Origin of the sequence: Aquiflexum sp. TKW24L (assembly GCF_023502205.1) — a bacterium.
Taxonomy (GTDB): Bacteria; Bacteroidota; Bacteroidia; order Cytophagales; family Cyclobacteriaceae; genus Cognataquiflexum.
Genome location: NZ_JAMFLG010000055.1, coordinates 1 through 20,751, shown reverse-complemented (window position 1 = coordinate 20,751; position 20,751 = coordinate 1). Strand labels below are relative to the sequence as shown.

General features: G+C 40.4%; 12 protein-coding genes. 4 read left to right on the top strand and 8 right to left on the bottom strand.

Features of this window, described 5'->3' with window-relative positions; translation table 11 throughout:
- Positions 1 to 23 precede the first annotated feature (23 nt).
- The gene (locus tag M3O96_RS20720) at positions 24 to 1,169 is read right to left on the bottom strand and encodes an acyltransferase family protein (RefSeq protein ID WP_249724197.1); all 1,146 of its coding nucleotides are present in this window, start codon (positions 1,167 to 1,169) and stop codon (positions 24 to 26) included.
- 265 nt (positions 1,170 to 1,434) lie between these two features.
- Here M3O96_RS20720 and M3O96_RS20715 point away from each other — a divergent pair, with 265 nt between their 5' ends.
- On the top strand, positions 1,435 to 2,766 hold the full coding sequence (locus M3O96_RS20715) for a S8 family peptidase (protein WP_249724188.1): 1,332 nt from the start codon (positions 1,435 to 1,437) through the stop codon (positions 2,764 to 2,766).
- Positions 2,767 to 2,950: 184 nt separating this feature from the next.
- On the opposite strand, the gene M3O96_RS20710 is transcribed toward M3O96_RS20715, so the two are convergent.
- Entirely contained in the window at positions 2,951 to 5,194 is a 2,244-nt protein-coding gene (locus M3O96_RS20710) for an adenylate/guanylate cyclase domain-containing protein (RefSeq protein ID WP_283774057.1), read from the bottom strand.
- 256 nt (positions 5,195 to 5,450) lie between these two features.
- Between M3O96_RS20710 and M3O96_RS20705 the strand changes: the two genes are divergently transcribed.
- A complete protein-coding gene (locus M3O96_RS20705) occupies positions 5,451 to 8,024 on the top strand; it encodes a family 20 glycosylhydrolase (RefSeq protein WP_249724184.1) in 2,574 nt (857 codons plus the stop codon).
- A gap of 172 nt (positions 8,025 to 8,196) precedes the next feature.
- Positions 8,197 to 11,244: a PVC-type heme-binding CxxCH protein gene (locus M3O96_RS20700; RefSeq protein WP_249724174.1), complete on the top strand. Its 3,048-nt coding sequence runs from the start codon at positions 8,197 to 8,199 to the stop codon at positions 11,242 to 11,244.
- Between the two features lie 250 nt (positions 11,245 to 11,494).
- Here M3O96_RS20700 and M3O96_RS20695 read toward each other — a convergent pair whose 3' ends face one another.
- Positions 11,495 to 11,638: a hypothetical protein gene (locus tag M3O96_RS20695; protein ID WP_249724165.1), complete on the bottom strand. Its 144-nt coding sequence runs from the start codon at positions 11,636 to 11,638 to the stop codon at positions 11,495 to 11,497.
- Positions 11,639 to 11,701: 63 nt separating this feature from the next.
- On the opposite strand from M3O96_RS20695, the gene M3O96_RS20690 reads away from it, so the two are divergent.
- The gene (locus tag M3O96_RS20690) at positions 11,702 to 12,835 is read left to right on the top strand and encodes a DEAD/DEAH box helicase (RefSeq protein ID WP_249724164.1); all 1,134 of its coding nucleotides are present in this window, start codon (positions 11,702 to 11,704) and stop codon (positions 12,833 to 12,835) included.
- On the opposite strand, the gene M3O96_RS20685 is transcribed toward M3O96_RS20690, so the two are convergent.
- The 5 genes from M3O96_RS20685 to M3O96_RS20665 form a co-directional block, all read right to left on the bottom strand.
- Positions 12,832 to 13,890: a zinc-binding metallopeptidase family protein gene (locus M3O96_RS20685; protein WP_249724162.1), complete on the bottom strand. Its 1,059-nt coding sequence runs from the start codon at positions 13,888 to 13,890 to the stop codon at positions 12,832 to 12,834. The genes M3O96_RS20690 and M3O96_RS20685 overlap by 4 nt on opposite strands.
- 133 nt (positions 13,891 to 14,023) lie before the next feature.
- A complete protein-coding gene (locus tag M3O96_RS20680) occupies positions 14,024 to 14,758 on the bottom strand; it encodes a sugar isomerase domain-containing protein (RefSeq protein ID WP_249724161.1) in 735 nt (244 codons plus the stop codon).
- A 1-nt stretch (position 14,759) separates the two neighbouring features.
- Positions 14,760 to 16,898, bottom strand: a complete 2,139-nt coding sequence (locus M3O96_RS20675) for a chitobiase/beta-hexosaminidase C-terminal domain-containing protein (protein ID WP_249724159.1) — start codon at positions 16,896 to 16,898, stop codon at positions 14,760 to 14,762.
- Positions 16,899 to 16,911: 13 nt separating this feature from the next.
- On the bottom strand, positions 16,912 to 18,363 hold the full coding sequence (locus M3O96_RS20670; RefSeq protein ID WP_249724157.1) for a DUF1501 domain-containing protein: 1,452 nt from the start codon (positions 18,361 to 18,363) through the stop codon (positions 16,912 to 16,914).
- A gap of 1 nt (position 18,364) precedes the next feature.
- Positions 18,365 to 20,671 carry a PSD1 and planctomycete cytochrome C domain-containing protein gene (locus tag M3O96_RS20665; protein ID WP_249724155.1) on the bottom strand — a complete coding sequence of 769 codons (2,307 nt, stop codon included), beginning with the start codon at positions 20,669 to 20,671 and terminating at the stop codon, positions 18,365 to 18,367.
- Positions 20,672 to 20,751: the final 80 nt, after the last annotated feature.

Sequence of the window (20,751 nt, the reverse complement as noted above, 5' to 3'; positions counted from 1 at the left end):
CCTTTTAACCTTCAAATATTCTTTTAGACCTTGATATAAATCTTTTTCTTATCCATCCAATAGCCTATAAGCCAGATCAGGAGCATGTAAGAAAGAGCGAAGAGGAGTGAAGCATTTTTATCTGAAAGCCAACTGGTGAATACTGATTCATACACAACCGCTTTTAGGCTCCTATCACCGATTTGGATGGCGTAAAATAGTGTGATCAGAACTCCTGAAAGCACATAAAGTATCAAAGGATTTCTGCCGAACACTTCAAAAGGATAAGTCCAATCTCTCTTTTTCCAAACCTCAATCACCCAAATCAAAAACCCGATCAGGAATAAATCAAGGCCAACAGTCAAAAGCACGTATGAACTTGTCCATAATTTCTTATTGATAGGAAACACCATATCCCAGATCAGACAAAGAAGGATCAAGATTAAACCTCCCAAAAATAGTGCTTTGACGGTTTTGAGGTTGTTTCCAATCTGTTGGATCAATTTTCCGGCAAAATATCCGGCGATGACATTGACAGTGGAAGGGATGGTGCTGAGCAAACCCTCGGGTTCGAAAGGAACCCCTTCACCCATATATAGATTTCGCTCACCGATGAGGATTAAGTCTAATATTGACCCGAAATTTCCCAACATTGAGTAAGGATCAGCCGCATCACCAAAGAAATAGAGTACAGCCCAATAGCCAAATAAGGCAATAATGCTGAAAACAATTGCACCTTTTTTTCCAAGATAGTAAAGAATAAGAGAGGCTATCAAGTAGCACAATGCAATCCGCTGCAATACACCCAACAATCTGACCTCAGCCCAGTTGATCATGACGATTTCTCCGGATTCGTTATAATCAAAGAACGGAAAAGCATTCAATCCCCAACCGATCAGAAAAATCAATACTGCTCTTTTAAAAACTTTTTTGAGAAAAATGCCTTGTCCCATCTTTTCCATTTTCTTCATACTGAAGCTCATGGCATTTCCCACTACAAAAAGAAATGTCGGAAACACAAGGTCAGTAATGGTGAACCCATGCCAGTCAGCATGTGCAAATGGAGCATATAAATGGCTCCAGCTTCCCGGCGTATTGACCACTACCATCAAAGCAATGGTGAGTCCGCGTAGGACATCTAGAGCAAGATAACGTTCTTGGAAAGGAACGCCTAAAGATTGGGTTGTCATAGGTTTTGGGTTTTGGTATTTATTCTTCAATCAAAATAAACATAATGGATTTTTTTTGAAAAATATTGATCCTGATGGGGAAATAATTGAGTAATGGTTCCCTAAAAATGTATAGGATAAAATTCAGACAGGTAAATTATGTAAGATAGGTTTTGATTTTTACTGCAAATTTTTGGGTATAAGTACTTGTATTTTATTAGATATTAATTTAACTTCATGACTGTTAAGTTTTTATAAAATATTTTTAAAATTTAAAGTTTTAGCCGTGGGTAAATATTCATTATTAATTCTTTTCGTTATTTTCTCTTGTAATTGGAAAAAGAAAAATCCAAATCCTAAACCGATTGAAGAACCAATAGAAACCTTTCTCTACATGTTTGAGTTGACAGAAAAAATTGGGACCCCTTTGGTTTTATTAGACAATTATTTCGTTCCTGACAAAGGTATTATAGACAAAAAAAGAAAAGAGTTAACAGAAGAAATTCTCACATTTGCAAAAAAGAAGAATCTTGAAATAGTTCATACTTACACAGAACTTGGAGTTGGATTTTCAACATATCTGACTGAAAAACAGGCAGATTCTCTTTCCCGTGATAGTTTATCTGTGAAAATGGTGGTTAAGAGTGCAAAAGTCCAAGGTAGGCCAATCCATCAGGGAAGACCTATTCATCAGAGTGGAGCAATCGATGAAAATGGAAATTATGATACCAATTTAAAGTCCTCATGTGGCATTGTTTTTTCAGGAGGACCAAAACCAAGTGTTCCTTCAAACCAAAGGAAAATTTGGATTTTAGATACAGGAATTGATAAAGTTCCGGAATTAAATTTGGATGTTGCAAACTCTTTTTCATTTATTGATAATACTCAACAGGGAGCCTTTCTAGACGAAAATGGGCATGGTACGCATTGTGCTGGAATTGCCGCTGCTAAGTATATTAATATACCAGCCAACTCCATTTCTGTGAATGGTGTTTCTCCAGGTGCAAAGGTAGTTTCTTTGAAAGTTTTAGATCAAAACGGTGAGGGTGAATGGGCTCATATTAGAGCTGCGCTTGACAGAGTTGCTGTAGGGATCCAAACAATTCCGGATAAAGATGTCGTATTAATGAGTTTTGGAGACTTCGATTATAATTTGCCATGTGATGATTTAAGCAGAAATCTTGTTACCCAATCGATTACCAACCTCGCCAACACTCAAAAAGTATTTATTGTAATGTCTGCGGGCAATAATTTTGATTTAGCAAAAATTAATTTCCCAGGATGTTTAGATCTGACAAATACGTACACTATTGGTTCAATAGATCAAAATTGTACAACTAATGATTTACCAGTATATTCTTCCTATTCTAACTTTAACGAGAGAAATAACACCGGACCCATTGATTTTGTTGCGCCGGGAAGTAATATCCTTTCAACCTTTCCACGAGATTCTGTAGGAACTAGAAGATATGCTTCAATGTGGGGGACCTCAATGTCTGCAGCAATTGTAGCGGGAATATTGCAAAGGAAGGATATACCTAGCCAACATCCTCAACCTAGATATCGACACGTGATGAGAAGTCCAGTAAGATATAAAGTGGCACATACAGGGAATTGATAAATTTAAAAACTAAAAGTTAGGTCAAAAAGTATTAGAATACTACATTCATTTTGATTTAAGCGGAAGGAGAATTAGTATATTCTTATATCATAATGCCCTAACTTTTTGAATCAGTCAGTTGGTTCGAATCTTTGTTGAAAAAATCGAATTATTGGGAGCTTTTTGATTAAGATTTTGTGATTTACCTCTTATTAATTTCATTTTCTCTCATTAGACTTATTTTCTTCTCAATTTCCTGAATGATTTTCTTGAATTGGGTATTATTATGTAAATCATTAAAAATTGGATTTTGGGTGGCTTTCAAGATGTCCACCCAATTTTTTTCTTTTGCAAGATTAAGATAGTGCAAGCTCCTTCCCTTATCACCTTTGATGGCATATAAGGATGAAAGGTTAAAAATAAATTCTGTGTCTTCGGATTTCATATCCTCTACTTCTATTAAGTTAAGGTGAAGTGCACCTTCAAGCATCACCTCGGATTCTATCAGATTCTTGTTTTTAGAAAATAGATAACCAAGGTAAATGGGTGAGTAAGTCCATTTGTCAGTACCATAATCCTGATTGTATTTCAAAGATTTTTTAAAGAAAAACTCCGCTTTGTCTAAATCTTTTGCGAAAAAGGAAATTATACCGGAAGATTCAAATAGTTGCGAAGCTTCAAAAAATTTTAGCTTCGTGGTTTCATTATCTTCATGGCCAGTAGTGTCCATTATTGCCAATAAACTTGGAATTAATTTCTTAGCTTGGTCATGTTGTTTATTTGCGATGTAAGAAAGGGCTAGCTCTTCATAGGTTTGACGGTCATGTCTCTTTTCTATGGATTTATTCAACCAAAGAATGGCATTGGGATAATCTCCAAGTAGACGGTATGTCCAACCTACTAGCTGATAAGGTACATATGAGATTGGATTGACACCCACACCTTTTTTGCCCCAAATCAATGCGTCCGAAAGTTGGCCCTTCTGTAAATATAAGGTCCCTAGGTTTCCCACTGCTTGGACATTTGTCGGGTTTTTTTCCACTGCTTTTTTGAGCATTGTCAACCCCAGATTAAATTCCCCTTTGTAGTTATAATAATTAGCCAAGGCCTTATAGCCTTCTGATAAATTGGAATCCAATTGAATTGACTTTTGGCTCGCAAGCTTGCTTGAGTCCATCCAATTATTACCTAAACCAAATCGGCTAAAATTTTGACTGAATGCGTCTCCTAATCCTGACCAAGCCAATGCATATTTCGGATCTACCCACAAAGCTTTTCGGAATTCGATAATAGCTTCCTGATTCTCTTTAATATTGTAACTGTAGTACAATTGTCTGCCTCTAAGGTAGTACTCATAGGCTTTAAATTGATTTGTAGGTTCTTTCGCCAATTTAAATAGCTCCTCATCTGTTAGATTAGCACTCAAGGATTCAGCGATTTTTTGGGAAATTGTTTTCTGTAGTTTGAAAATATCGCTTTGGTTTTCTTCAAAAGTTTCCGCCCATATTGCTTTATTACTTGAAGCCTCAATTAATTGGACTCTGATTTTTATTTTTAGATCTAATTTCTGGATGGTACCAATAAGGAGATAATTTACGTCAAATGCTTTACCTATTACGCTGTATGCTTCATTGTTACCTTTGAAAGAGCTCGAACTAGGATTAGGAACTACTTTTAGAGATGAAATTTTGGATAATTGGGAGATAATATCCTCGGTCAAACCTTCTACCAAAAAGTCATCATCTTTATTGTTATCTATATTTTCAAATGGCAACACCGCAATAGACTTCTCAGGTTCAGCCATCAGCTTGTTGATTGATGATTGATGATAAATCCCAAAAGCCACCAATGCCAATGTCAAGAAGACCAATCCCGCTAACATAAACTTCTTCAATCTGCTTTCCAGCAATTTGAGTATTTCTCCCCTTTTGGGAATGACCAATCCTTCATTGGCCAAAGCAAATACTTCAAGCGGTTCCTTTACATTTTTTAGATTGAACTTCCCAAGGGAAACGGATTTCAACGGAGAATTTTCCGTTATGTCTTCATGGATTTTTTGCGAGAAAAGCACCGATCCCGGTGATCCCAATGTCTGCAACCTCGAAGCAATATTTACCGCATCACCAAAAACATCATTCCTGTCCAAGATCACTTCTCCAAAATGGATCCCAATCCGTAGGCTTAGTTCCTTGGATTTGAAGTAATGCTGTTGGAGTTTAAAGGCTGCCGCCACGGCATCCTCAGGCTTGGGAAAATAACACAGTACTCCATCTCCAAGCTCTTTGATCAATTTACCATGATGGATTTTGATTACTTCCTGATGAAATTTGGAATTTTTTTTAACCAATTGAAAAGCAAGCTCCTGATCTTCACCCATCAAGGCTGTGTATCCGACAATGTCAGAAAACATAATTGCTGCGCAGGTTCGTTTTGGCTCGTTTTTCATTTCTCAAAAAATCATTAATGCAAACGCTTTTCAATTAGCTTGGTTTTGCAAATATCAGGGTGTTTTCCATTTGGTTTTAATGACTGATAACCCGAAAGAAATATCCTTTTTTGGTTGGGGTTAAAAACCACAAAATTTTTGTTAAACACTAAATATCAATTTGTTCCATTAAATTAATAAATTAAAGTGGTATTCATTGCGAGTTATCAAGTTAATTGGAATTTCCTACCAAAGTCCCACTCTTACCCAATCAGATATGTCATTTTCTTCACCTTATTTACCTGGATTTCTTTTGGTCCTGATGTTTGCATTTTCTTGTCAATCTAAGTCAGTCGATTTCAGTCCATCAGACATAAGTTTGTCTTGGGAACTTGAGCAAAATAAAATCCTTCCTGAGCAAATGCATCAGGCAAAATTCACCCTTTCAAACAACGGCAATTCAGCTTTGAAACCGGAGTGGGAAATCTACTTCAACACCATTTTTCTTTCGGTAAATCCTCAGGAGCTAGATTCTTTGGTTACTGTTGAACACCTCTCCGGAGATTTTTTCAGAATCAAACCGAAAGATGGCTTTCCTGTTTTGGAGAAAGGGGAGACTTATTCATTTTCATATTCTTCTGATAATTTTTTAGTGAAAAACAGCCACACCCCTACGGGGCTTTATATTGTTTTTGGTGATAGTGAAGAAGGCCATCCCATAGTGGATTTTACAGCTTCACGAATCGAGATTCAGGACCAATTGACCGCTATTGCAGGAAGCAATTTGCCGATTCCTGATCCTGCTTTTCTATTTGAAAAAAACCAAAACCTAAGCCTGCTATCCCCAAAAGATTTCAGTCCAATTATTCCCATTCCAAAATCATACATTTGGGGAGTAGGTGAGCTTGTTCTTTCCGAAACAATCTCCATTTATGCAGATGCCGGTTTTGAAAAGGAAGCAGAACTTCTAAAAGAAAGACTTTCATCTTTTTTTAATGGAAAAATTGAAATCACATCCTCACCCGATGCATCTATTTCTATTCAATTAGATTCATCAAAAATCAACGAGGAAGCTTATAGCCTGAAAGTCGCTGATATAATCGAAATCAGCGCCGGTAATCCTAAAGGGGCATTTTATGGAATTCAATCTTTGTTGGCTTTGCTGCCGGTGTCCTCATACAGCTCTCAGGAAGATAAATTGGCTTTACACAAAATAGCGATTGAGGACGAACCTAGGTTTGAATACAGGGGTTTTTTCCTTGACGTAGCCCGCAATTTCCAATCAAAGGAGGCAGTCTTGAAGATTCTTGACCTGATGGCATTTTATAAACTGAACGTTTTCCATTTCAATCTTGCAAATGATGAAGGTTGGCGGATTGAAATTCCGGACTTGCCCGAATTGATCGAGGTCGGCAGCAAGCGTGGACATTCCAAAGACGAGTCCCAATTTCTTTGGCCGTATTATGCATCAGGTCCGGACAAGGATAAATCACCAAATGGAACTGGATTTTATTCTGTGGAAGATTTCAAGCAAATATTACAGTATGCAAAAGAACGACATATTGAAGTTATTCCTGAAATAGGTGCTCCGGGTCATTCCCGTGCAGCAATCATAGCGATGAGGAAAAGGTACCATGACAAAATGAAATCCGGAGATGAAAGCGGGGCTTTGGAATATCTTTTGGAGGATTTCGGTGATAAATCTGAATATCTTTCTGCCCAAAATTTCAGGGGAAATACCATTTGTATTTGTCAGGAATCCGCATTTACTTTTTATGAGAAAGTGATAGATGAAATTCTGACAATGTATAAGGAAGCGGATGTTCCGATTCACACTTTTCACACAGGAGGAGACGAAGTGCCCAAAGGAGCTTGGACGAATTCGCCGGTTTGCGAAAAATTCATTGCCGAAACGGAGGGAATGAAAACAAGAAATGACCTTCAAAATTACTTTTATTCCCGAGTCAGTAAAATGTTTGAAGAAAAAGGAATCCAAACAGCCGGTTGGGAAGAGATCGGTCAAATGGATATCCACGAAAATGGAAATGATGTCATTCGACCCAACCCGGTTTTTGCTGACAAGGGATTCAGGGCTTATGCTTGGAATGCCGTTGCAGGTTGGGGTGGGGAAGATATGGCTTACCAACTCGCCAATGCCGGATATGAAGTCATCATCTGTAATTCGTCAAATTTCTATTTTGATCTGGCTTACAATATGGACCTAGATGAACCCGGACATCAGTGGTCTGGATTTGTGGACATGAAGACAGCTTGGAGAACTGTCCCTTTGAACAATTTTATTTCAAATGAAAAAGACATGTATGGCAATCCGATTGATGCCGAAAGTCTCGCTAAGGGGAAGGCTAAATTGACTGCGGAAGGAAAGGAAAACATAAAAGGTGTTTCCGGTCAGTTGTGGTCTGAAACAGTCAAAGGCCAAGAAATGATGGAATATTACCTTTTGCCAAAAATGCTTGGCTATGTGGAGCGGGCTTGGGCTCAGGATCCAGATTGGACAGCGATTGCCAATATTGATCAAAGAAAAACGGCAATGGAAAAAGAATGGAACAAGTTTGCCAACGCTGTCGGGCAAAAAGAAATCCCAAGGTTAGAATACCTTTTTGGCGGATTTAATGTGCGATTGCCAAAAGCAGGTACACTGGTCAAGGAAGGAAAGCTCTTTGCCAATGTAGATACACCCGGCCTTTCAATTCGCTATACAATAAACGGCAGTGATCCGACGATCCAATCGGAAATTTATTCGGCGCCAATTCCATTTAATGGTAATGTCAAGCTGCAAGTTTTTTCCTCAAGTGGTAAAAGCGGAGGTATTTCTGAAATCAATAAGTGATGTCATTTAGAAATTCTGTCTAGCAGGTTTTCTTGATGGAAGATATTGCTTTCAAATTTAAGTCTGAATCACAATTTCTTACACAGATGGGATTTGATTTTGACAATCACGATTTATATTTAGAATTGAAATAGTACCCAATGAACAACTGAGTTAGCCCAAAATTTTCCCCATGAAAAATATTTATTTATTGACCAAATGCTTCTTGTTTCTTTTAGGAATAGGTTATTTATATTCCTGTGACTCCAAACCTAAAATTAAAGATTTTGATTTGTTGACTGAGGAGGAAAGACACCTTCCCGAAAATGCACTTTCCGGGATAACTTTTGCGGAAGGTATTGAGGCCAATCTTTTTGCATCGGAACCTACCATTACCAATCCTACAAACATTGACATAGATCATCGGGGAAGGGTTTGGGTATGTGAGGCGTACAATTATCGACCTGCCATCACCGGAAATGAGATCCAACCGGAAGGCGATCGGATTGTGATTTTGGAAGACACCGATGGAGATGGAATCCAAGACAAAAGCACGGTATTTTACCAAGGGCCTGAGATCAATGCACCTTTAGGCATTTGGGTGATGGGAAACAAAGCCATTGTATCCCAAAGTCCATATGTTTGGCTGTTTACAGATACAGATGGCGATGACAAGGCTGATACCAAAGAGATTATTTTTCAGGGAATTTCCGGCGATCAGCATGACCACGGGATGCATGCTTTTGTTTTTGGACCTGATGGGAAGTTTTATTTCAACTTTGGAAACGCCGGAGCACAGTTGTTGGATAAAAACGGAAATGTCATCGTGGATAAATCCGGGAAGGAAATCAACACTACCAATTATCAGGAAGGATTGGTATTTAGGAGTAATACCGATTTTACCGATATAGAAGTTCTTGGCCAAAACTTCAGAAACAATTATGAAGTTGCGGTGGATTCCTATGGTACCATATGGCAATCGGACAATGACGATGATGGCAACCAAGGGGTTCGGATTAATTTTGTGATGGAATATGGTAATTATGGTTACAAAGATGAAATGACCCGGGCTAGTTGGTCAGCCAACAGAACCAATAAAGAAAAGGAAATTCCGCTTCAGCATTGGCACCTCAATGACCCCGGTGTTGTGCCAAATCTGTTGCAGACGGGTGCGGGTTCACCTACCGGCATTTTGATTTACGAGGGAAGGTTATTGCCGGAAGTTTTTTGGGATCAGATGATCCACTCCGATGCAGGACCGAATGTTGTCCGGGCATATCCTGTGAAAAACTATGGAGCAGGATATTCAGCCGAAATGGTCAATATCATGCACGGCGATAAAAATCAATGGTTCAGGCCTTCAGATGTTTGCATTGCTCCGGATGGTTCTTTGTTTGTAGCTGATTGGTATGACCCGGGAGTTGGCGGACATCAGGTTGGAGATTTGAACCGCGGCCGGATTTTTAGATTGGCTCCTCCCGATAGCGATTATGAAGTCCCTTCCTATGACCTCACCACTGTTGAAGGCGCATTGGAAGCCCTCCAAAACCCAAACCTTTCATGGCGTTATCAGGCATGGCAGGCTTTACAAAAGCAAGGTTCAAGTGCGGAAGTTGGCCTAAATAAAATGTTTGAATCACATGAGAATCCCAGAATGCGTGCAAGGGCTTTTTGGGTTTTGGCCAAGATGGATGGGAAAGGCCCAACTTATGTTCAAAAAGCAATTAATGATCCCAATCCGGATCTGCAGATAGCAGGTTTGAGGGCAGCCCGACAGTTGGAGATGGATTTTATTCCATTTGGCAAGCAATTGGCAAAAAGTCCAAATGCCCAAGTTAGGAGGGAAGTAGCTATTGCGCTGAGGCATAATCCCTCACCTGAAGCCCCGGAGATTTGGGCTCAATTGGCAAAGCAACATGATGGACAGGACAGGTGGTATTTAGAGGCCTTGGGAATAGGGGCAGAGGGACAATGGGACACTTACTATGCTGCTTGGGAGAATCTAGTGCAGGATCAGGTTTTAGATAATAAATCAAACAAGGACATTGTCTGGAGAGCTAGAACAGGGAAGTCAATTCCCATGTTGGCAACTTTGGCGTCAGATCCAGCCGAATCCATGGACATGCGTTTGAGGTATTTTCGTGCATTTGATTTCAATCCTGATACGGAAGCCAAGTCAAAGGCTCTGATCGAAATGCTTGAAAAACCAACACAAGACCAAAAGGAAATAAACAGATTGGTCATTACACATTTGGAACCAAAGTATATCAAAACATCACCTGTCGCGATGATCGCATTGAACGATGTGTTGAAGGAGTCGGAGGGAAAAATTGAGTTTGTCGAATTGGTCCGAAAATTTGAACTGAAAGACAAAAATCCTCAATTGCTAGAGATGGCACTCGCCAATTACGACAATAATATTGGAAGGTCGGCAGCTACCACGCTGCTTAATCAGGGTGGAGCTCCTTTGGTCCAAAAGGTTTTGAATGGCAAAGACGAAAAGCAGGTTTTTGATATGATATTGGCTTTGCGCGGTATCGGTTCAAACCAATCAATTGGTATTTTGGAAGGGATTGCTTTTGATAGCAAAAGAAATATAAACGTCCGGAGAGAAGCTGCAGCAGCTATCGGGGGAAGTTATTCCGGGGAAGATCGGGTTTTGGCACTGTTGAAAGAAGGCAAATTCCCCAACAATTTAAAGGCATCCGCTGTAAATGGTGTCAGCAAGGCTTGGAGAAAAAGTGTGAGAACAGAAGCTGCCGGTTATTTGGAAAGTAATGATGCTGCTAATCCTTTGCCTCCGATGAATGAATTGCTGGCCATGAAAGGAGTTGTTGATAATGGACTTACTGTATTCAAAAATAACTGCTCTGTATGCCATCAGGTCAATGAAGTAGGGATGGACTTCGGTCCTAAGCTCTCAGAAATTGGTAGTAAGTTGTCAAAAGAAGCACAATACATTGCCATCATCCATCCTGATGCAGGAATCAGTTTTGGATATGAAGGCTACATTCTCAAAACCAAAGATGGAAGTACCTATGGAGGTGTAATCAGCAGCCGAACAGAGACTGACATCGCTTTGAAAATTCCGGGGGGAACGATGGTAAATCTTAAAACTGCGGATGTCGCTTCTATCGAGCAAATGGAAAATTCCATCATGCCATCCGGTTTGGAAAAGGCCATGAGTACCCAAGAGTTGGTGGATTTAGTGGAGTACCTGATGAGTTTGAAGAAAATATAGCATTTGATTCCAAGTATAGTATATGCCTAAGAAAGAACCTTGAGGGCAATTAAAATCTTCCCCAAACTTTAGAATTCAAGCTAAAAATTTTCAATTCCCGAAATAATAAATAGCCTTGATGCTTTAATCATGGCTATTTCTTTGTTGGCTACGTTTATCTTTGAATTGAAATCCACGGTGGTTTTTGAAGCAATATCGATGAATATCCAATATCAATTTATATCATCTTAATCCTGATTCTTTATTTTATCTATATGTCCGCAATGATGCCAGTAAAGTAGTTATCTCTATTAAATCTTGGCTGCAAACTGAAATGTCCGGTAATTCGGTCTTCCGGCTTCGGTCTTCCGTCCCGCTTGGAGAATAAAATAGGGTTACTGGCAATGAAGCGCATATCCATATTTTTTTATCTTTTACATTTCATTTAAACCCTACCTTTGTCAAAAAACATATATCCATGGATTTTTCATCTCTCGGCCTCTCGCTTAGCATTCTTGACGCCATCAAAAAGGCCAAATACGAAAGCCCTTACCCGATTCAGATCGAAGCCATTCCTGCTATTTTGAAAGGAAAAGACATCCTTGGGATTGCCCCGACCGGTTCAGGGAAAACAGCTGCGTATGTGTTACCAATTTTGCAGCAATTGCAGCACACAGAATACATCAAAACCAGAAATATTCCGGTTCTGATACTGGTACCTACTAGGGAATTGGCCACACAGGTGGAGGAAGTGGTCAAAGTTTTCAGCAATTTTTTACCTCGAAAAGTTAAAACGCTTGCGGTTTTTGGAGGCGTTTCTGTCAATCCACAGATGATGAATATCTATGGCACAGAGATCGTCGTGGCCACACCGGGAAGGTTATTGGATTTGGTGGATAAAAACTCTATTTCTCTTTCCAGTCTCAAAGTACTGGTCTTGGATGAAGCAGACAAGATTTTGAATTTGGGTTTCAAAGAAGAAGTGGACGAGATTCTTTCCAAATTGCCGAAAAAGAGGCAAAATATTTTGTTTTCAGCCACCATGGAAGAAACGGTGGAGGACCTGATCAACCGGATTTTGCATAATCCCAAAAAGATTTCAGTGGAAGTAGAGGGGATTGCCCCCGAGCTGATTGCCCAATCCGCCTATCTCGTCCCCATGGAATACAAAGGACCTCTCTTACGTCACTTAATCAAATCAGGGGATTGGAATCAGGTTTTGGTATTCACATCCTCGATCAGAACAGCGGACAATGTCGCCGTAAAGCTCAATAAAAATGGCATCGAGGCCGTGTCTTTTCACGGTGACAAAAGTCAGGGAGCGAGGACAGATGCTTTGACCAAATTCAAAAATGGAAAACTCCGGGTGCTTGTTGCTACGGATTTGGCATCAAGAGGGATCGACATCAAGTTTTTGCCTGTAGTGGTGAATTATGAATTGCCCAGGTCTCCCAAAGATTACATCCACCGGATAGGCAGGACAGGACGTGCAGGTTCAGAAGGCGAAGCCATTTCATTGATTTCGGAAGATGAGGAGCACCATTTTAAAGTAATCCAAAAAAAGATGGGCAGGAGAGTTGAGTTGATTGATGCGAAAAACCTGGATTTTTAGAGTTTGTGGATCACATTATGGATAAACCGCAATTTTTCCTTCACATTCAAATTGATCACAAAAGGGTATAAATCCTGCAAACCCATGCTTCTGTTGATGCTGTTCATCATAAAGGAAAGCGGAAGCCATTGTTCAAAAATCGTATCGAAATTTTTACAGTCATAAGCATTTTCAGTGATTTGGGCAGATTTGACTGAAATGCTTTCATGGACTTTTGGTTCGATGGATAAGCCATAGAAATAGGCAGTTTCCAAGGTATCGACGATATGCATGTAATGCGCCCATGTCTCTGCCCAGCTTTCCCATGGATGCATCGTGGCATATGCACTGATGAAATTTTGGTTCCAATCTGCAGGCGCACCATGTTGGTAGTAATGGTTTAGGGCTTCCTGATAGCTGTAAGTTTCGTCCCCATATAAAGCTCTAAATGATTCTAGATTTTTGGTGTTCCAAATCAGTCTTCCCCAATAATAATGTCCGATTTCATGTCTGAAATGACCCAAAACAGTCCTGTATACCTCGTCCATATTGTTCCTTGCCATTTCCCTTTCGACATCGTCAGCTTCTGCAATGTTCATTGTGATGAGTCCATTCGCATGTCCGGTCATTACCCTGAATCCATCGGGCATCGTAGAATCAGACTCAAAGTTAAATGCAAGGCCTTTTTCATAATCCACTGCTTTGGGTATGATGGGGAAATTCCATCTCAGCAAAGCATAAATCAACCTGTGCTTGGCCAACTCAATTTTTTTCCATCTTTCATAATATTCTTTCCTGGTGATATCAGGAATGATGCGATTGAGTGAACATGCGATGCAGACTTCAGATGGATTCTCATCAGAAATTACCCAATTGCAGACATCGTGGTCATGGTTTTTGCAAAAATGGAATCCATTTCCTGTTGACGTTTCCACATACTGGCCATTCTGGTCTCTTTTTAATGAGATCATTCTGAGGTACCTTGAGTCAAAGCCCAAAAGGTTATGGCATTTTAGACAGGCATTGTTGTCAAAATAAACCGGATGGCTGCAATTGTCGCACTGAAAAATTTGCATGACGTTTGACTTTATTGTTTAAATAATTTGAAAAATCTATAATCAAATATAATTCCATTTGACCTCAAAAGTAAGTGATTCTTGAATTGGATAGTTGACTTAATTTTGGAGGATAATTTAATTACCAATAATTTCACAAACCCTTAATTTTGCCCTTGTATTTTTGGATGAGTGTCTCGTTATGGGCTTCCCCCTCATCGGAATTGGAACTGCTAAAAATTTCTGGGATGATGCCTTTTTGAATTAAGTTGTCAGCTGCTTGCACCATGATACTTTGTAAAATCACAGCACCGGTGGGCGTGGAAGTGGCACCGACTTTAAAATCCAAACCTTCTAATGCCACTGAAGCATCTCCTATTTCTCCGCCATTGTCAATATACAAATCTGCGATTTCAAAAAGTCGTTTCCCTGATGGGTGTCGTGAAGTGACTGATTCGGTATGTTTCAGGTTAGTAATGACGATTACTTTGGAACCTTTCTCCTTTGCAATCATTGCCATTTCTATGCTGACAGTATTTCTTCCGGAGTTGGAAGAAATAAGAAAAACATCCTTTTCTGATAAGGGGAATTCTGCCAAAAGCTTTGCTGCATATCCTTCCTTCCTTTCGACTTCTGTACTGTAAGAAGCATCTTTGTGGAGCATCAGCGCCTCATCCAAAATCGCTACAACCCTCGCAAAACCTCCTGCCCGATAGAAAATTTCCTCGGCAAAAATATGGGAATGGCCTGTGCCGCTGGTAAAGATATATCCTTCATTTGCCAAGCAGTTGGCAACCCACTCTGCCGCTTTTTCAATCTTTTCTCTTTGGGCAAAGACGACACTAAGCTTGGATTGTACCTGCTCAAAATACCGCTGATAGGCTTTCATGTCAATTGATCAGAATTTCATCAACAAATACCCAGCCCTTACCACCCGCTCCCTGATGCCATTTTGGTAAGGGATAAACTGGGGTGAGCTTGGCTTTGATGGCCAAAACATCATTTTGGTTGATTTTGGATTCATACATCTGAAGCATCCTGTCACGGTTTCCTATAGGTTGTTCAGGTTTTTGTGTATCCACTAACTTCCAGTCTGCGTTTTGGGTTTTGATCCAAACCTCTACTTTGGAAGGAGGGAAAATATGAGATGCTTCAGCTGCCAAGGTGCTGAATGCAATGTTTTGAATGCTTTGGGGAGATTTGAAATCCATTTGGATTTCAAAGGGAGTATCCTGAAAGCCCAACCATTTGCCTGTAAAAAAGTCTTCATCTCCTTTATCAAGGTCAAATAAGGTCAAAGCACCTGACCCTTTATATGATTCATTAGGTGGAAAGGTAAGTTTGTAACTGTCCGGCTGAATTTTTGAACTGAAAAATACAGCTTGTTTTTCTGTACTTCCAAGCCATCCATCTGCAAAAGCCCTAGCTCTTAAAGTTGTGTTTTTATCCAAACTTAACGGGCCGGAATACACCTGATGGTTGCTGCTGTCAGGCAAAGTGTTGTCGAGGGTATAAAAAATCTTCACAGAACCGATAGGATGCTTGAGCGTAACTTCTGCTTTGTCTGTGAAAATTGACTTTTTATATTCTATTTGAGGAGCATTCAACTGATACAAAGTGCCTGTATCCTGAAATCCTCCTTCAATATTTGTATCAGGCAATTGGGTTTTTAAGGAAGCAATGGCATCAGTGTTTTTAGAGGTCCATACAAACAGATTCTTCAGCTGACTAAAATCTTCAAGGCTTTCAAATGCGGCCTCAGAAAGTGGATTTCCACTGAGGGAAAGGTTCGTCAGGTTTTGGAGGTTTTTCAATTCTCCCAAAGTATTCCCTTCAATTCCTGTAAAATTGAGGTTGAGGACTTCTAGGTTGGGAAAATTAGAAAGCTGTTTAAGATCCTCATCTTTCAATGGCATATTTTGAAAGCTCAGTTCGACGACTTGTTCTTTGACTTTTTTCAGGTCATCAATGGTACTTGGGTCAAACTGGTTTTTTCCAAAAAAAGTAACCCTTAGACCAGGAGAATCAGGATATTTAGCCATGACTTTTCTGTAATCATTGTTCAGTCCGGCAATAGTTTTGGCACTTGCAGCTTCAAAAGGATAGGATTTGGAGTCCTGACTTGCAAATTTCTCCTTGGCCAAGGCAAAAAACTCACTGTCAGAATTGTAAGCTGTCAGTTTTTTGTCAAAATGGGCCGAATCCAAAATCCAGTTTTGGATCAATGCAAGTTCTGTATCGGTCAATTGTGGTTTCCCTTTTGGAGGCATATGGAACTCCTCCTCCAAAGGAATCAGGATATGGACAAGAATCTGGGAATTTTCAAGGTCTTCCATATCTACAGCCGGACCCATTTCGCCGCCCTTTAGGATATATTGGACTTCATCCATTCTCAATTCACCTTTGACTTTACCTGCCTTATGGCAACTGATACATTTTTGTTGAAGAATCGGTTTTATGACATGGTCATAGGCCAATGCTTCCTCGAAACTTGCCTGAGGAATATCAATTTGGCTTTGCAAAGGTTCAAAAAGAAAGTCTTCTCCGTGTGTCAGGGAAGCGCCAAAATGACCTGTTGCCAATACCAAGGCCAAAACAACTACTGAAAATCCTTTGGCTATAGCCAGTTTGTCTTTCACCCAAAACAAGTACCATAAAGTCCCGATCCAAAACACAAGCAATCCGGTCCATTGGTGGTTTTCAAAATCTTCTTTGACATAGCCGTCCTCCACACTGAGAAATAGACCTGCTAAAACAGTAATTCCTGTGAAAAATAGTGCCGAAAGCAACAGCCATTTCATGGCAACCTTTGAATTGACGCCCAAGGAATCAGGAAACCAAAACAGCAAAGCTGCCAAAAACAACATGACAATAGGGAAGTGGAGCAAAAGTGGATGCATCCTACCCACAACTTCCAAGAAAGCCGGTAATTGGATATTGTCTTGTCCAATGACAAGAATTAGAATCAATCCATGAAGGACTATCAGTGAATTTTCAAGAATCGCAAAGATTTTCTGGTTTTGGGGCATACAATCTTAAAAATTAAACCAAAATATCTTTTACTACTTTTCCATGAACATCCGTCAGTCTGTACCTTCTTCCGAGGTGTTTGTAGGTGAGTCTTTCATGGTCAATCCCCATCAGATGAAGAATGGTTGCTTGGAAGTCATGGACATGAACCGGATTGTCTACAATATTATATCCGAATTCATCTGTTTCGCCATAGACCATTCCTGACTTCACACCACCGCCGGCCATCCAAATAGAAAATGCCCTCGGATGGTGGTCTCGGCCATAGTTGTCAACTTGTATTTTGCCCTGACAGTAGTTTGTTCTTCCAAATTCTCCACCCCAAATCACTAAAGTCTCATCCAATAAGCCTCTTTGCTTCAAATCAGTGATCAAGGCAGCAGAAGCTTGATCCACGTCTTTTGCCTGACCTATAAATTGGTTTGGCAGGTTATCATGCGCGTCCCAACCTTGGTGGTAAAGCTGCACAAAGCGAACACCATTTTCAGAAAGTTTTCTCGCCAAAAGGCAATTGGCGGCATAGGTTCCAGGAATCAAACAATCAGGGCCATACATTTTGATGATGCTATCCGGCTCAGATTTGATATCAGTCACTTCAGGAACAGCAGTTTGCATTCTGAATGCCATTTCATACTGTTGGACTTTGGCCTGAATCTCAGGATCTCCAAAAGTCTCATAATTTATGTTGTTTAATTCTGCCAATTTGTCCAACATCCTTCTCCGATCTTCCCTATTCATTCCTTTGGGATCTTTGAGGTATAAAACAGGATCTTCACTGGCAGAGAACTGCACTCCCTGATGGACCGAATCCAAGAATCCATTTGTCCAAAGCTTGGAATATACTCCTTGGCCGTTTCCTTTTCCCCGGCTCAAAAGCACACAAAAGGAAGGAAGGTTGCTGTTTTCACTTCCCAATCCATAACTCAACCAAGCTCCCATGCTTGGCCTGTTACCCACTTGGGCACCTGTCTGGAAGAAAGTCAAAGCCGGATCGTGGTTAATGGCTTCTGTATGCATGGATTTGATGATGCAAATGTCATCCACAACTTTGGCAGTATGGGGGAACATTTCTGAAATCCAAGCTCTAGATTCGCCGTATTGGTTGAACTTGAAGAAAGATCCTACAAGGGGAAACGAGCTTTGTCCGGCGGTCATGCCTGTGAGCCTTTGTCCAGCACGGATCGAATCAGGAAGTTCCTGACCGATTTGTTGGTTCAACAAAGGTTTGTAATCAAAGGATTCCAACTGAGAAGGGGCACCATTTTGGAAAAGGTATATTACTCTTTTTGCTTTTGGCGCAAAATGTGGCAAAGCTTCCATCAATGCATCTTCACCGCTTTTGCCTTTGAAAAGGTCAGGAATCAAAAGACTACCCAAAGCCAAACTGCCAATTCCCAAGCTGACTTTAGAAAGAAATTTCCGTCTGTTCTCGTTTAATCCATATTCAGATTGCTCTTTTTCCATGTCAGATTTTAGTTATTGCTTCCTCTAGGTTATACATTGCTAAGATAACCTGCATCAAAGCTGCGGTGTTCGGGTTAATTTTTTCTTCTTTGATTGGGTATTCACCTACTCTGAATAAGTCATCAGCGGACGCTTGGTCTTTGCTGAATCGCGATAATTCCTCTTCAAAGTAACCTGAAAGGATATTCAGTTCTTTTGAATTAGGCGCTCTGCAAAGGATCCTTTTGAATGCATCTATAATAGCTGCTTCAGGTTCAGATTCATTTGCAGTCAGCTGACTTGCCAAAACCCGGGATGCCTCCATCACCAATGGATCATTCATCATGACCAATGCCTGAAGTGGCGTATTGGTCCTACCTCTATTCACTTCACATTGATCTCTGTTGGACCCATCAAATATGATCGGCATTGGAGGCGGGGAAGTGAGTTTGATAAAGGTGTAAAGACCTCGTCTGTAAAGTTTTTCTCCTTTGTCCTGTTTGTAGGTTTTGAGTTCACCGCGACCGGAGGTGGCTGCTTCCCAAAGACCGTCAGGTTGGTAAGGCTTCACGCTTGGACCGCCGATTTCGGGTACAAGCAATCCCGAACTTGCCAATACCAAGTCCCTGATATTCTCAGCGGGCAACCTCAATCTTGGTGACCTTGCCAAATAAATATTGTCAGGATCTGTGCTCAAATGTTTTTTGGTGACTTTGGAGGACTGCATGTAGGTAGCCGAAATCATGATTTTCTTGAGCAGGCGCTTTACATCCCAATCGTTTTCCATGAAATCCACTGCCAACCAATCCAAAAGCTCAGGATGGGATGGAAGATCGCCCTGCATCCCAAAATCTCCTGTGGATTTGACAATCCCAACTCCGAAGATTTCCTGCCACATCAGATTGACAAATACCCTCGCAGTGAGCGGATTGTTTTTATCAACTGTCCACTGTGCAAGTCCAAGTCTGTTTTTAGGAAGGTTTTCAGGAAATGAAAAAATATTTTCAGGGGTATTTGGGCTTACCGGAGTAGTACGCGCGTCGTATAAACCCCGGTTTAGAATGTAAGTAGTCCTCAAAGTGTCCAATTCTTCCATCACGGAAACCATCAGTTTGCTCGTGTCCTGATGGTTGATGAATGTGAGGAGTTCGTTGATATCCTCTCTTTCAATCCACATTATGGGAGTTTTGGCAGGTTTGGATTGGGATACATCACCTTCATATCCTTTTTCAGGGGTATTGTTAAAAAAGGCAAACATCTCATAGAAGTTTTTCTGCGAAATCGGATCATACTTGTGGTCATGGCACTGGGCACATTCCATGGTGATTCCCAAGATTCCTTTGCTGAATGTATTGGATTTGTCTAAAACATATTCCACCCTGTATTCTTCAGGAATGACCCCGCCTTCTTCTGTATATTTATGGTTTCTGTTGAAAGCTGTGGCTAAAACCTGTTCCTTGGTTGCATTTGGCAACATGTCTCCGGCTAGCTGCCACGTGATGAATTGGTCGTAGGGTAGGTTTTTATTGAATGCATTAATGACCCAATCCCGGTATGGCCATTGGGTTCGGATGTTGTCATCCTGATAACCGTATGAATCCGAATACCTTGAGATATCCATCCAAAGCACAGCCATCTTCTCCCCAAAAGTGGGCAGATTCATGATTTTGTCTAACGCATTTTCATATGCTTCAGGGCTATCGTCTTTTTCATATGCATTGATCATCTCCGCAGTAGGAGGCAGGCCAGTCAGGTCTAGACTTACTCTTTTGAGCAATTCATGTTTTTCTGCCTGATCGTTTGGATCAAGACCCAGCTCGTTCATTTTGGCCAAAGTGAAATAGTCTATTTCATTTCTAGGCCAATCTTTGTCTTTGATTTTAGGTAATGTTCCTTTTTTGGGACTCACAAAAGCCCAATGTGGTTCATATTGCGCTCCCTGTTCGATCCATCTTTTGATCAGTTCAATCTCACTTTGTGTCAATGAGAGATTTGACTCAGGGGGAGGCATCAGTTCGTTGGGGTCGGTGCTGACTATGCGGTGATAAAGCTCAGAACCGTCGAGGTCGTTGGGAATAATGGCAAACTTCCCCGGACTTTCTTTCAAGGCAGCATAAGCGGTCTCTGGAAGATCCAATCTCAAACCTGCTTCCTGCTTGTTGGCATCAGGTCCATGACAAGCAAAACATTTGTCTGAGAGAATGGGGCGAATGTGAAAGTTGTAACTAAGTTGCTCTCCTTCTCCAAATGAAATGTCAGTCGAAGTATTTGATTTACAAGATACAGACACGTAAATAAGAAGTATGAGAAAGTAATTGAAGTACTTCATGGTTATTTTGGCATTATTGAAATCAAGTTTGTAATTACGTAAAAAAATTAATAAACTTCAATGTCCTTTTATGAATTTTT